Below are 14,484 nucleotides of genomic sequence, written 5' to 3'. Positions count from 1 at the left end.
GAACCATGCAGCGACTCGTCATTCTCGGCGTGGCACACAGCGACGCCCACGCGGTGGCCAACCATCTCATCGCGATGCAGCTGCGCGAGTACGGCTTCACCGTCGTCAATCTGGGCGTCTGCACGCCCCTGGCCGACTTCGCCGCGGCGCTGGAGGCCAACCCCACGGCCGAGGCGGTCGTCATCGGCAGCCTCAACGGCCACGCCTACGCCGACCTCGCCGACCTGCCCGCGCTGCGGGCCGCGGGACGGCTGCGCTGCCCGGTCGTGCTCGGCGGGAACCTGACCGTCGGCAGCCACAAGTCCGCCGGCGGCATCGAACGGCTGCGCGGCCTCGGCGTCGATCACATCCTCGAGAACCCGTTCGAGCTGCCGATGGTGCTCGACCTGATCCGCGAGGCCGCGACCGCTGGGAGGGTGGCGGCCGGTGTCTGAGACCGTCGACTGGGCCGGGATGCGCATCGACCGGTCCACCGCCGCAGACCTGCCGCAGTGGCGGGAGACCGTCGACGCGCTGCGCACCTCAACCCGGCCGCGGGCCGCCGACGCGCTGCGCGCCGCACACCGCACCGGCCGGCCGATCGCGCAGCCCCGCTGCGGGGTCGGCGGCCATGAGGAGATGCTGGAGCTGCTGCGCCGCCTCGAGCCGGCCGGGCCGGGCATGCTGACGGTCACGATCGACTCGTACACCCGGCTCAAGCAGTTCGACCGGGCCGCCCAGGCGCTGCGGGAGGCGCCGGCGGACCTCAACGGCTACCCGCTCACCGTGCACGGCTGGCGGCGCGGCCGGCAGCTGCTGGACGCCGTCGGCGTGCCGCTGGAGGTCCGGCACGGCTCGCCGGACGCCCGGGACCTGTTCGCGGTGGCCCTGGCGGCCGGGTTCACCTCCTTCGAGGGCGGCGGCATCGGGTACAACGTGCCCTACTGCAAGGACGTGCCGTTCGCGACGTCGATGGAGGCGTGGCGGCAGGTCGACGCGGTCTGCGGGGCGCTCGCCGACGACGGCGTGATCGTCGACCGGGAGCTGTTCGGCACCCTGACCGCGGTCCTGGTGCCGCCGTCGATCAGCCTGGCCTGCACGCTGCTGGAGGCGATCGCCGCGGTGCGGGAAGGGGTGCGCTGCCTGTCGATCGCCTACCCGCAGGGCGGCGAGGTGCATCAGGACGTGGCCGCGCTGCGCAGCATCCGTGCGCTCGCCGCGCGGTACCTGCCGCCGCACGTCGCGGTGCACCCGGTGCTGCACGAGTTCATGGGGGTGTTCCCGCGCGGCCGCGGCACCGCCGACGCCCTGATCCTCTACGGCGGGCTGGTCGCCAGGCTCGGCGGCGCCGACAAGATCATCAACAAGACCAACCAGGAAGCGTACGGGATCCCCGACGCCGACGCCAACGCCCTGGGCATCCGTACCGCCCTGATGGGCACCTCGGAGCTGCTGGACTTCGTGGCGCTGGACGAGGCCCGCATCGACGAGGAGATGTCGTGGCTGCAGCGGGAGGTCGCGGAGCTGGTCGACCCGGTGCTGCAGGACGGCGACGTGCCGGCCGGGGTCGCCGGGGCGTTCGCGGCGGGGCGGCTCGACGTGCCGTTCAGCGCGAGCGTCCACGCCCGGTCGCTGGTCGTGCCGGCCCGCGACGCGACCGGCGCGATCCGCTACCGCCGCACCGGCGAGCTGCCGTTCTCCGCGGCCGTGCGGCAGCGCAACGACCGCCTCACCGACACCGGCGCCGGGTCACCGGACCGGTTCATCCAGGCGGTCACCGCCGACATCAACTACTTCCTGACCAGCGAAGGGGTCACGTCATGAGCGCGCACCGCACCAACGCCGAGGCGACCGCTGCCGACCGGGCGCACGTGTTCCACTCCTGGTCGGCACAGGGGGCGCTGCGACCGCTGCCGGTGGCCGGCGGGCGCGGCAGCCGCTTCTGGGACCTGGAGGGCAACACCTACCTCGACTTCTCGTCCCAGTTCGTCAACCTCAACATCGGCCACGCGCACCCGAAGGTCGTCGAGGCGATCCAGCGGCAGGCCGCGACGCTGCCCACGATCGCCCCGCACTTCGCCAACGACCAGCGCTCCGAGGCGGCCCGGCTGGTCGCGTCGCACGCCCCGGACGGGCTCACCAAGGTGTTCTTCACCAACGGCGGCGCCGAGTCCAACGAGCACGCGGTGCGCATGGCCCGGGTGGTGACCGGCCGGCCGAAGGTGCTGTCGGCGTACCGGTCCTACCACGGCGCCACGCACACCGCGATGCACCTGACCGGCGACCCGCGCCGCTGGGCCACGGACACCGGCGCCGCCGGCGTCGTGCGCTTCTTCGGCCCGTACCTCTACCGCAGCGCCTTCCACGCCACCACCGAGCAGGAGGAGTGCGACCGCGCCCTGGCCCACTTGGAGCAGGTCATCGCGCTGGAGGGCCCGGGCACGATCGCGGCGGTGCTGCTGGAGCCCATCGTCGGCACCAACGGCGTGCTCGTTCCGCCGGCCGGCTACCTGCCCGGCGTGCGCGAGCTCTGCGACCGGCACGGCATCCTGCTCATCTTCGACGAGGTCATGACCGGGTTCGGCCGCACCGGCGCCTGGTTCGCCGCCGACCACTGGGGTGTCCGCCCCGACCTGCTCACGTTCGCGAAGGGCGTCAACTCGGGCTACGTCCCGCTGGGCGGGGTCGTCCTCTCCGACGCCGTCGCCGCCGCGTTCGACGAGCGCCCCTACCCGGGCGGGCTGACATACTCCGGACACCCGCTCGCCTGCGCCGCCGCGGTCGCCACGATCACCACCATGCGGGAGGAGGGCATGGTCGAGCACGCCGCCCACCTGGGCGAGCACCTCATCGGCCCGCGCCTGGCGAAGATCGCCGACGCCCACCCGAGCGTCGGCGAGGTCCGCGGCCTCGGCGTCTTCTGGGCCGTCGAGCTCGTCAGCGACCGCGCGACCCGGGAGATGCTCGTCCCGTTCGGCACCGCGGGCGCGCAGGGCGCCGTCGGCGAGGTCGTCGCCGAGTGCCACCGCCGCGGCCTGTGGCCGTTCGCCCACTTCAACCGCATCCACGTCCTGCCCCCGTGCAACACCACCGAGGCCGACGTCCACGAGGGCCTGGACATCCTGGACGCCGCCCTGGACCTCGCCGACCGCCACGTCACCCGTTAGCCGCATCTGCGGACCACGACACGCGACGCGAGATTCCTCCGGCGGCACGCCTGGCGATACCATCACCATCACCATCACCATCATCGGAACAGGCGACGGGAAAGTCCGCATTCAAGATTGGGCTTGAGTGGGGCGGGTCGAGCCAGCCGCCGCGACAGCGGCCGAGTCTCTCGAGGCATTGACGAGCGAGGCAACCGTAGCGCTCTCGACGATGCCTTCGGCCCCGCGCGCCACCGCCGTCTCGGGCACCGGCTTCTTCGTCACTCCCGACCTGGTCGCGACCTGCGCGCACGTCGTCGCCGGCGACGTCACCGACCTGCCCGACTTCGTGCGCGCACGCGACACGGTCACCGGTGAGGAGCTCACGCTGCGGGCCGTGCCGGAGCTCTACTTCCGGCACCGCGACGGCATCGACCTCGCCCTGCTCAGCATCACCAGGTCCGTGCCGGCCGCGGGCCGCGCGTTCGTCCTGCCGTCGACGGATCTGGTCGCCGGGGACCGGCTCTGGACCTGCGGGCATCCGGCGGGCGACGTCCCCGCCGGCTTCCAGTACCAGGGAACGTCGCGACACAGGCTCAGGCCGGCCGGCCGGCTGCCGCGGCTCTTCGGCGCCCCGCTCCAGGGCACCGCCAGCGGCAGCCCTGTCGTCAACCTCCGCACCGGGGCCGTCTGCGGGCTGCTGTGCCTGTCCGACGGCGGCGGCGCGCACCTCGTGCCGATCGGCGCCGTGCTGGAGCGCTGCGCCGAGGCCCAGGCCCTGCTTGACGCCGGCGCCACCGCGCACGGGCGCTGGCTGGCCCGGCTCAGCGACGAGCAGCTCCTGGCCGGGGCGTGGCCGGTGCCGACCAGGCGCCTGCGCGGCTACCTCGACGCCGCCGAGAAGGCCGCCCAACGGCACCCCTACCAGGAGCTGATGGTCCCGCAGGACCACGGGGCACACCGGATGCCGGCGCTGTCGGAGATCTACGTGTACCAGCTGGCCACCGGCGAGAACGAGGAGGCCCGCGACGGCATCGAGGCGACCGACCTCGTCCCGATCGCCGCGGATCAGATCTTCGAAGGCACCGGCGACAGCGTCCTGCTCGGCGACGCGGGCTCGGGCAAGTCCAGCCTGCTGCAGTCGGCCGTCTGGACCTCGGTGCAACGCTGGGAGCGGGACGTCGACACGGTCGTGCCGGTGCGCGTCCGCGCCGCCCAGCTGCTCGGCAGGAAGATGCTGCCGGAGCTCGTCGCGGCCGCCGTCAACGAGGAGCTCGGCGCGGTCGGCGCCAATCAGCACTGGCCGGCCGGGTTCTTCGCCGCGCCACCGATGGCCGGCGTGCGGTGGCTGGTCCTGGTCGACGGCCTCGACGAGATCATCGAGTACCGCGACCGCAAGGCGGTCATCGACAAGATCGTGGGCTTCCGGGCGCTGTCGGACCGTGCCGCGCACCGGTTCGTCGTCGCCACCCGGCCGCTGACGGAGATCGACCACTACGCCGGACCCGACTTCACCCCCGCGGCCTTCCGCCTGCTGCCGTTCACCGATCAGCAGTTCGTGCAGTTCGCGCAGCGATGGTTCGAGCACCTCGGCTCGCCGGAGCCCGGGGACCGGGCCACGGACCTGCTCGACCGGATACTCGGCGGCGGCCTCGACGACCTGTTCCGGATCCCGCTGGTCGCGATGATGATCTGCAAGCTGGTCGCGGACCAGCCCGGCGACGCGCTGCCGTCCTCCAGCATCGAGCTGTATCAGCGGTTCGTGTCCATGCTGACGGAGCGGCTCTTCCGCTCTGATCTGCGCGCGTCGCTCAACCGGGTGGCCGGCGACTACGGCGCCGAAGCGCTGCCCGCGGTCGACCGGCTGCTGAGCCAGGTCCACCCGCTGGCCTGCCGGCTGGCCTGGCGGCAGCGCACCGATCAGCGCACGGACGCGCTCGCGGCGATGGTGGAGTGGACCGCTCACCTGCGCCCCCCGCACCTGCCGGACGGCACCTGGCGGGTGCTGGTCCGCGAGACGCTGCGCCGCACCGGCCTGCTCGTCGAGCGCGACGGGCGCTTCCAGTTCCTGCACCACAGCATCGCGGAGTTCCTCGCCGCCCTGCACGTCGACGCCGACCGGCGCCTGCGCACCGACGAGTTCGCCGCCGTGTTCCGTGCCCGCCGGGGCGGCTGGTCCGCGGCGCGGCCGCGCTGGCGGCACCCGTACGCCCGGTTCCTGGCGTTCCTGTGGCGGGACCGCGAGGACCTCGGCGAAGCGCTGCGGCACATCGCCGCCGGCGGCGGCCTCGACGGGGGCCTGTTCATCGCGGCGCTGCGCCACGACGGCGTACCGGTGCCGCCGGCCGCCCTCGCGACGGCGGTGAAGACGCTGACACCGTTCGCCGGCAGCAACCGCGACCTGCCCAGTCGACGGTCCGCGATCGATGCGGTGACCGTGCTCGACCGTGCGGCCGGGGCCCGCCTGCTGGTCGCGGCGGCGACCGATGCCGCCGTGGACAAGCTGGGACGGCGTTGGGCCGTCGAGACGCTGGCCGGGCTGGCCGACCGGCGGGCCGCGGCCCGCCAGTCCGCGCACCGCCGCGACGGCGTGCCCCGCGATCACCGGTGGGCGCTCAGGGTGCTCGCGGCACGGCCCGGCCCGGCTGGCGCGGACCTGCTCGCGAAGCTCGCGGCCGACCGCAGTCTGGACGAGGTCGACCGGGAGTGGGTGTTCCAGGCGCTCGAGCGGGCCGGTGACCCGCGGGTGGGAGGGCTACGGCTCTCGGCGAAGGGCGTGTACCCCGTGGGCCTCACCGAGCCCAGCTCGCCGGTGGACGCGGCCCTGCTGTTCGGCACCGCGCCGACCGGCCGCCGGGTCCGCGCGCGGTTCGCCCGGTTCAACGCGCCGTGGCAGAGCCCGGCGGTGAGCGAAGTGCTCGAACCGCTGATCGCCCAGCACAGGGCCGTCCACCCGAAGGCCGACCTGCGGCTGCTGCAGCGGGCGTATGACATGGCCGAGCACTTCCACAGGGGGCAGTACCGCGAGTCCGGCGACCCCTACATCACCCACCCGCTCGCCGTGGCCACGATCCTCGCCGACCTGGGCATGGACACCACGACCCTGGTCGCGGCGCTGCTGCACGACACGATCGAGGACACCGACTACACGATCGAGCGGTTGCAGCTCGACTTCGGCGGCGAGGTCACGCTGCTCGTCGACGGCTTGACCAGGCTCGACAAGGTCAAACTACGCGCCGCGGCGAAGCCCGAGACGATCCACAGGATGATCGTCGCCACGGTCAAGGACCCGCGGGTGCTGATCATCAAGTTCGCCGACCGGCTGCACAACATGCGGACGCTGACGTTCGTGCCCCGCACGAAGCAGGAGCAGAAGGCCAAGGAAACCCTGGAGATCCTGGCGCCGCTGGCGCTCCACCTCGGCATGAACGCGATCAGGCGGGAGCTGGAGGACCTCGCGTTCGCCACGCTCTTCCCGAAGCGGTTCGACGAGATCAGCCGACTCGTCGCCGAGCACACCCCGCAGCGTGACTCGCTGCTGCGCTCGGTCACGCAGAAGGTCGCCACCGACCTCAAGTCAGCGAAGATCAGGTCGGAGGTCACCGGCCGGCCGAAGCACCTGTTCTCCATCTACCAGAAGATGATCGTCCGCGGCCGCGACTTCGGCGACATCTACGACATGGTCGGCGTGCTCGTCCTGGTCGACACGGTCCAGGACTGCTATGCCGCGCTCGGTGTCATCCACGAGAACTGGCAGCCCGTCCCGGGGCGGTACAAGGACTACATCGCGACGCCGAAGTTCAACATGTACCAGTCGCTGCACACCACCGTGATCGGGCCGAACGGCAGGCCGGTCGAGCTGCAGATCCGCACCTACGCGTTGCACCGCACCGCCGAGTACGGCATCGTCGCGCACTGGCGCTACAGCGCGGGCAGGGACGCCGCGATCGCCGAGCCCGGGACGGGACCGGCGGAGTTCCTCGACGCGCTGCGCCTCGACCTGTCCGGCCGGGAGGTCTACGTCTTCACGCCCAAGGGCGACGTGATCGAACTGCCGGCCGGCGCGACGCCCGTCGACTTCGCCTACGCCCTGGACACGGACATCGGCCACACGTGCATCGGCGCGCGGGTCAACGGCAGGCTCGTGCCCTTGGAGGACGCCCTGTCCAGCGGCGACGTCATCGAGGTCTTCACGTCGAGGTCCGAGACCGCCAGCCCGGCCCGGAAGTGGCTGGGCTTCGTCAAGAGCCCCGAAGCCCGCACCGCGATCCGGCGGCACTTCGACGAGAACGCCACAGGGTGAACCATGCCGATCTGGCCCTGCACATCGGCACCCTCGTGCCCGCCGGCTGGGGGTCGTGGAAGCTGCTGACCGGCGAGGAAGTACATGCTGAACATGCCGTGCGTGTGCCGAACCCGCCGATGACGGTCCCGGCCGGGCGCCGTGAAACACTTGCGTGAAACTGTTACATCGACGGGGGCGGGGCGGTGGAGTCGCGGACGACGAGTTCCGTGGCCAGTTCGACGTGCAGGGCGTCGAGCTCGTGGCCGCCGATCATGCGTAGCAGCATGGTCACCGCCATCCGGCCGAGCTCGGCGAGAGGCTGGCGGACCGTGGTGAGCATCGGGTGGGTGGCGCGGCTGACGTCGATGTCGTCGAAGCCCGCCACCGACAGGTCCGCGGGCACCCGCAGGCCCCGCTCGGCGGCCGCCCGCAGGATTCCGACGGCGATCTTGTCGTTGAAACCGACCAGCGCCGTCGGCGGGTCGGGCAGGTCGAGCAGGTCGCAGGCGGCGGCGTGGCCCTGCGCCTCGTTCGGCTCGGTGACGAAGCGCAGCAGCTCGGACGGCGGCAGGAGGCCGAGCTCGATGAGCGGCGTCACGTAGCCGGCGAGCCGCCCGTCGTTGACCGACCACTCGCGGGGCCCGCCGATGATCCCGACCCGGCGGTGCCCGAGCCCGACCAGATGGGCCATGAGGCTGCGGGCGCCCGCGAAGTGGGCGGAGGAGATGGCGACGACGTCGCGCGGCGGCGCGGTGCGGGGGTCCACGACCACGAACGGGAACCGCCGGTCGCGGAGCATCACCAGGTCCTCGGTGGGCTCGGGCGGCAGGATGAGCACCGCACCGCGCACGCCCGGCCGGTCCGGCAGCGCGGGGAGCGGGCTGCGGCCGGCGGCGCCCTTCCCGGCGTTCATCATGACGCTCATCCCGTGCAGCTCGGCGGTCTCCACGACCGAGGAGACGATCAGCCCGAAGTAGTCGCTGAGCACGTACGGGCAGCGGACGAACACCACGTCGCCGTCGGTGGCGCGCCCGCCGTGCCACCCCAGCTGGCCGGCGGCGTGCAGCACCCGGTCGCGGGTGCCGGCGGCGACGTTCGCGTGCCCGTTGAGCACGCGCGACACGGTCGCGATCGACACGCCGCTGCGGTGGGCGAGATCGCGGATCGTCGCACGTCTCGGCACGTCGGCTCCTCCAGTATGTCGCCGGCAGGGGGCCCGGGATGCGGCGAAGTATAGGCAGGCGCGGCAGCGATGTAACAAATTTACAGAAAATTTGTGCTTCGCTTTGATTGACTCGACACCGCATCGGGTGTGTTCTATGGAACACCCGTCACCCCCACCGGCGACCGTGCCCCGCCCGCCAGCGATGGCTCCCGGTCGTGTCCCGCCCCGGAAAGGCGCGCCCATGTCGCATGCCCACGAACCGTCCAGCCCACCCAGCGAGATGCGGCGCGGCGCCCGGCCGCGGCGCCGGCGGGGGCGGCTCGTCACCGTCGCGGCGGCCGTCAGCGTCGTCGCCGCCGCCGTGATCGTGCTGCCCCAGCAGTTCGCCAACGCCGCCAACGAGAGCGTCAACGTCTGGCTCACCACCACCTCCGACAGCGGCGGCCGCACCGTGACCCGCGGCCTGCAGCAGCAGTCCTCGGTCGTGTTCACCGCCAGCACCGGCAGCGCCAACCAGACGGTCACCGTCAACGAGGGCAGCACCTACCAGCCGTTCGAGGGCGCCGGCGCGTCGTTCACCGACACCGCCGCGTTCAACATCCGCGGCAGCGGCGCGCTGAGCCAGGCGACCCAGAACGACGTCATGACCAAGCTGTTCAGCCCGACCGCCGGCATCGGCGTCAGCGCCACCCGCAACGTCATCGGCTCCTCGGACCTGGCGCAGAACAGCTACTCGTACGACACCACCTGCTGCGACCTGAACGACTTCTCGCTCGCCCGGGACGCCGACGTGATGGCACTGACCAAGCAGGCCAAGGCCCTCAACCCGGGCATGATCGTCATCGGCTCGCCGTGGTCGGCGCCGCCGTGGATGAAGGACAACAACGCCTACAGCCAGGGCTACCTGCAGGCCCAGTGGTACAAGACGTACGCGCAGTACATCACCAAGTACGTCCAGGGCTACGAGGCGCAGGGCGTGCACGTCAACTATGTGACGCAGCAGAACGAGCCCGGCTGCTGCCCCGGCTACCCGTCGATGCAGTGGCCCGTCTCCGGCCTGCAGTCCTTCGCCAAGAACGACCTGATGCCGGCGCTGCAGGGCGCGGGCCTGAGCACGAAGCTGCTCATCGGCGACTGGAACTTCGACACGTACGACACGTGGGTGGCGCCGCTGGTCAACGACGCCGCGCTGCGCGGCCACCCGAACTTCGGCGGCATCGCCTGGCACGACTACGGCGGCAGCCCAACGCAGATGACCACGGTCCACAACCAGTTCCCGAACGTCAACCAGTACTTCACCGAGCACTCCGGTGGCACCTGGGTCGGCAACCAGCACTCCGAGGACATGTACGACCTCATCGAGTACTTCCGCAACTGGGGCCGGTCCTGGACCAAGTGGAGCCTCGCCGTCGACCAGAACATGGGCCCGCACAACGGCGGCTGCGGCACCTGCACCGGCCTGATCACCGTGCACCGCGGCGACTCGCGCAGCGGCCAGGTCGACTACACCGTCGAGTACTACACGATGGGGCACCTCACCAAGTTCGTCCGCCCCGGCGCCGTGCGCATCGACTCCACCGCGAACGCCACCATCCCCAACGTGGCGTTCAAGAACCCGGACGGCTCGAAGGCGCTCATCGCCTACAACTCCAGCGGCTCGACGCAGACGCTGAAGGTCAACTGGGGCGGCCAGTCGTTCGTGTACAGCCTGCCGACCCGGACCTCGGCGACGTTCACGTGGAACACCGCGACGGGCAACCCGACCCTGACCGCCACCCAGACCGGTGGCGGCGGCACCCGCACCGGACAGATCACCGGCATCGGCGGCAAGTGCGTCGACGTCGCCGGCGCCAGCTCGGCCAACGGGACCGCGGTCCAGCTGTACGGCTGCAACGGCACCGGCGCCCAGCAGTGGACGACGGGCAACGCCGACAACAGCCTCCGCGCGCTCGGCAAGTGCCTCGACGTGACCGGCGCAGGCACCGCCGACGGCACGACCGTGCAGCTCTACGACTGCAACGGTAGTAACGCGCAGAAGTGGACGGTGAACGCCGGGAAGCTGGTGAACACCGGCTCCGGTAAGTGCCTCGACGCGACCGGCAACAGCTCCGCCGATGGCACCCGCCTGCAGATCTGGACCTGCTTCGGCGGCGCCAACCAGCTCTGGACGCTGCCCTAGCGCACATCCGGTGGCGGCGCCTCTCCGCCCGGGGCGCCGCCACCCCCACCGCTTCCCTGCATCGACCTCGACATCGAGGGCGCGACGCTGAACAACACCGCGGCGAGCTGGACGCTCGGCTAGCGCGTCAGGCGGCGAGGCCCTGCTCCGGGCGCCAGGCCGTGTCGGCGTCGAAGCCGGCCGGGGCGTCCGACGGGGTCCCGCCGCCCGGGGTGGCGATGTAGCCGACCGCGTTGTAGTGCCGCACGTACCGGTCCGGGAAGTTGTACGACCGCAGGCGCACGCCGGCGGTGGTCGTCTCGGGGCAGAAGGTCGCGTCGGGGGCGTCCAGGCAGCGGCCCGAGTTGGGGTTGAGCAGGGCGCCGTCGGCGCGGCGCAGCCACTGCTGGGCGGGGGAGCCGTTGCAGTCCCAGATCTGCAGCGGGGTGCCCGCCGCGGTCGCCGCGCCCGGGAGGTCCAGGCAGCGGCCGCGGGCCTCGAGGGAGCCGTCCGGCCGCAGCGTCCACCGCTGCACGGGCGCGTCGTTGCACTGCCAGGTCTGCACGGCGTTGCCGTTGCTGCCGCCGCCCGCGGCGACGTCGACGCACGCGCCGCCGGACGCGGTGAGCCGCCCGGTGCGGGTCGAGGACGGCGGCAGGAGCGCGTCGTCGTAGGCGGCGCGGCAGCCGGCGCCGGTGTCGTCGGTCGTCACCTGCAGCACGCCGGTGCCGTCCAGCGTCGGCACCACGACGGGGCTGTAGTTGGGGCAGACGCCGGTGCGGGCGCCCGGGACGGCGACCGGGGTCGCGGTGACGTACCAGCCGCGGCCGTTGTCGAGGCTGGTGAACATGGCCCGGCCGTTGACCGCGGCGTCGGTGCCGTCGGCGTTGCGGACCCGCTGGCCGATGAGCAGCACCCGGCCGGTGGCGGTGGTGGCGAGTGTCGGGGTGGCGGTGAGGTAACGGCCGTCGGCGGCGGTCACGACCGGGTCGAGTCGCGCCGGGTCACCCCAGGTGGTCGCGTCCGCCGAGGTACGGCTGCGGACCGCGCAGTCGTACTGGCCGCCGAACCCGCACACCTCGTAGGCCAGCAGCCAGCGCCCGTCGGGCATCCGCCGCACCGCCGGCATGCCCGGCCGGTGCCCCGGCTGCGGGCCGGTGACGATGACGCTGCGGGCCGGCCAGTTCACACCGTCGGTGGAGACCGCCTGGACGAGGACCTGGCTGCGGCCCGGCTGGCTCTCGTCGGCGAAGTACACGACGAGCCGCCCGGCCGCGTCGACGGCCAGCTCCGGCTCCCACAGCCCGCCGCTGTTGCCGGACCGGGCCACCGTCGACAGCAACCGCCAGCTGCGCCCGACGTCGTTGCTGGCCCACAGCCGGATCGCCATGCGCCGCTCGCCGCCGCCGTCCTGGCCGACGGCGCCGGCCCACAGCAGCGTGCCGGCGCCCAGCGCGCCGACCTGCCGGGGCAGCTCGAACAGCGTCGTGCAGCACAGCCCCTGCCGCGCGTCGGGGTCGGCGACGGTGCCGACCCGCTGGAACCCGCCGCCGGTGTTCTCGTAGATCGCGCCGGCCGGGCCGCCAGCCGGGAACTGGGTGACGGTGAGCAGGACCCGGCCGTTGGCGGCGCCGGAGGCCGCGAGCCGGACCGCCCGCGGGTACATGGCGGCGCCGCCGTCGACGGGCCGCCCCGTCGCCGCGTCCGCGAGCGGCGCGTCGGCGAGCACCGGCGCCAGCATCGCCGCCGCGGTAGCCAGTACCAACGCGGCAAAACGCACTCGTCCCACCATCGCTCCCTTCGCACGCTGCGGATCCAGGCTCCGCGACGGCCGCCGACACATCCATCGTTTTCGAAATCTGGTGTCGAATCGAGGACACGGCGGGCGCGGTGCGTCAACCGGCGGGAGGGGTCGGGCGTCTGGGTCGTGTCATCGCACTCGATCCCTCTGGAAAGGCCACTGCCATGCGGATGACCAAGCTCCGACTGCTGTCCGCCGCCCTGCTGCTCGTCCCGGTCCTCGCCCTGCCGGGCACCGCGGCCGCGGCGGACGACCTGCCCGCCCCGACGGGCGTCACGCCCATCACGGGCACCGCGACCGTGCCGCCGTGGGACCCGCACCCGCCGACGTTGGTGGGCGTCCGGACCGGCCGGCACGACGCCTACGACCGCACCGTCTTCGACTTCACCGGCGGCACCCCCGGGTACCGCGTGGAGTACGGCCCGCTCGTCGCCGCCGGCAGCGGCGCCACCATCCCGCTGGCGGGCGCCACGACGCTGCGGGTCGTGTTCGACGGCGCGTTCGCCCACGACGTCGCGACCGGCGCGTCCACGATCGACCTCACCCGGGTGTACGACCCGCGCCTGCCGACCCTGCGCCAGATCAAGTCCGGCGGCGCGTCCGAGGGGTACATCAGCTTCGGTCTCGGGCTCGCCGACGGGGTCGGCTTCCGGGTGCTGCGGCTGACGAACCCGCCGCGGATCGCGGTGGACGTCGCGCACCAGCCCACCCAGCCGTTCACCACCGAACGGTTCCTCGGCGGCGCCGGCACCGCGGCACAGGTCCAGATCGCCGGCGTGCGGTCGGCCGCGCACCCCGGCTACGACCGCGTGGTCCTCGACCTGAGCACGGCGACCACGCCGCTGATCAGCGTCGCCTACACGGCGCCGAACCCGACGACGATCCACGTCGGCCTCACCGCCGCCACCACCCAGCGCGGCGTCGTCACCGGCCCGAACCCCGCGCCGACCGGCCTGTCCCAGGCACAGTCGGTGTCGTTCACCGTCTACGACAACGGCACCGTGTCGGCGTTCATCACCACCCACCACCGCACCGGCTACCGGGTCATGCTCCTGACCGACCCGACCCGCCTCGTCGTGGACATCGCGTACTGAAGCGTGGGCAGCGGCGAACCGCACCGGTTGCCGGCGCGGTTCGCCGGGACCTGTGCGGTCGATCGTGTCCCCGTCGAACGGCTCAACGCCACGCACATCCGGTCGCGCAGCACCAGGTGGGCGTACCGCTGTCCGACCCATCTCCGATGCTCGGGATCGCCCGGCGCCGGCACCTGCCGGAGCCAATTGCATGCGGGTTCAGGAAGGTCAATCAGTTGCGAGGAACTTTCAAGTGCGCTGCGACACTTCAGCCGCGGCCGCGGACGAGTGGCAGGAACACCTCGTCGACGATCTCGACGAGCACCTCGTCGGGGACGGAAGGGATGCCGCGCATCGCGTACTCGGCGCGCAGCAGCAGCATCGGCGTGGCCGCGACCCTCAGGTGGACGGCCGCCGCCGGCGCCTCGCCACGGGCGGCGGCCCGTTCGAGCATCGCCAGCCAGGCCCGGTCCATGGTGTCGGCGCCGGAGCGTTCGCGCATGAGGGTGAGCAGCTCGGGGTCGTCGGCCGCGGCGGCGAGCAGGCCGCGCAGGATCGCGCCGTGCGGTGAGGACCAGGTCTGGTTCGCCCGGCGCAGCATCTCCAGCGCGTCGCCCCGCAGGGTGCCCGTGTCCGGGTCAGGCAGGACGGCGTCGGACAGGTGCCGGTACGCGGCGATGCCCAGCGCCGCACGGTTCGGCCAGCGGCGGTAGATGGCGTTCTTGTTGGTCCCGGCCCGCCCCGCGACCCGGTCCATGGTCATGCCCGCGTAGCCGGACTCCCGTAGCTCCTCCGCCGCCGCGTGCAGAATCGCCCGCTCAAGGTCCTCGCCGCGGCGCCGCGTGCTCATGACTTGCAGGGTACCGGACGTACCTTA

Annotated in this window: 8 protein-coding genes and 1 pseudogene; 6 read left to right on the top strand and 3 right to left on the bottom strand. The window is 72.6% G+C overall.

Annotated features, from left to right (window positions below; genetic code table 11):
- The first annotated feature begins 5 nt into the window (after nt 1–5).
- The 4 genes and pseudogenes from ABD332_RS36200 to ABD332_RS60210 all read left to right on the top strand — a co-directional run.
- A complete protein-coding gene (locus ABD332_RS36200) occupies nt 6–434 on the top strand; it encodes a cobalamin-dependent protein (protein WP_344507306.1) in 429 nt (142 codons plus the stop codon).
- On the top strand, nt 427–1,803 hold the full coding sequence (locus tag ABD332_RS36195; RefSeq protein ID WP_344507305.1) for a methylaspartate mutase: 1,377 nt from the start codon (nt 427–429) through the stop codon (nt 1,801–1,803). Before ABD332_RS36200 ends, ABD332_RS36195 begins: the two co-directional genes overlap by 8 nt.
- Entirely contained in the window at nt 1,800–3,146 is a 1,347-nt protein-coding gene (locus ABD332_RS36190) for an aspartate aminotransferase family protein (RefSeq protein ID WP_344507304.1), read from the top strand. The genes ABD332_RS36195 and ABD332_RS36190 overlap by 4 nt, the downstream gene beginning before the upstream one ends.
- 211 nt (nt 3,147–3,357) lie before the next feature.
- A pseudogene (locus ABD332_RS60210) lies at nt 3,358–7,413 on the top strand (RelA/SpoT family protein); the annotation flags it as partial.
- Nucleotides 7,414–7,591: 178 nt separating this feature from the next.
- Here ABD332_RS60210 and ABD332_RS36175 read toward each other — a convergent pair.
- A complete protein-coding gene (locus ABD332_RS36175) occupies nt 7,592–8,593 on the bottom strand; it encodes a LacI family DNA-binding transcriptional regulator (protein ID WP_344507303.1) in 1,002 nt (333 codons plus the stop codon).
- A 223-nt stretch (nt 8,594–8,816) separates the two neighbouring features.
- On the opposite strand from ABD332_RS36175, the gene ABD332_RS36170 reads away from it, so the two are divergent.
- The gene (locus ABD332_RS36170; protein ID WP_344507301.1) at nt 8,817–10,754 is read left to right on the top strand and encodes a ricin-type beta-trefoil lectin domain protein; all 1,938 of its coding nucleotides are present in this window, start codon (nt 8,817–8,819) and stop codon (nt 10,752–10,754) included.
- A gap of 127 nt (nt 10,755–10,881) precedes the next feature.
- Here the strand turns inward: ABD332_RS36170 and ABD332_RS36165 are convergent, their stop codons facing one another.
- Nucleotides 10,882–12,513, bottom strand: coding sequence for a ricin-type beta-trefoil lectin domain protein (locus ABD332_RS36165; protein WP_344507299.1), 1,632 nt, complete (start codon nt 12,511–12,513; stop codon nt 10,882–10,884).
- A 191-nt stretch (nt 12,514–12,704) separates the two neighbouring features.
- On the opposite strand from ABD332_RS36165, the gene ABD332_RS36160 reads away from it, so the two are divergent.
- A complete protein-coding gene (locus ABD332_RS36160; RefSeq protein WP_344507298.1) occupies nt 12,705–13,628 on the top strand; it encodes an AMIN-like domain-containing (lipo)protein in 924 nt (307 codons plus the stop codon).
- 247 nt (nt 13,629–13,875) lie between these two features.
- Here the strand turns inward: ABD332_RS36160 and ABD332_RS36155 are convergent, their stop codons facing one another.
- Nucleotides 13,876–14,457 (bottom strand): TetR/AcrR family transcriptional regulator, encoded by a 582-nt coding sequence (locus tag ABD332_RS36155; protein ID WP_344507296.1) that lies wholly within the window; start codon nt 14,455–14,457, stop codon nt 13,876–13,878.
- Between the last annotated feature and the right edge of the window lie 27 nt (nt 14,458–14,484).

The organism is Dactylosporangium maewongense (assembly GCF_039531485.1).
Classification (GTDB): domain Bacteria; phylum Actinomycetota; class Actinomycetes; order Mycobacteriales; family Micromonosporaceae; genus Dactylosporangium; species Dactylosporangium maewongense.
This window is presented reverse-complemented; position numbering and strand designations above follow the sequence as displayed.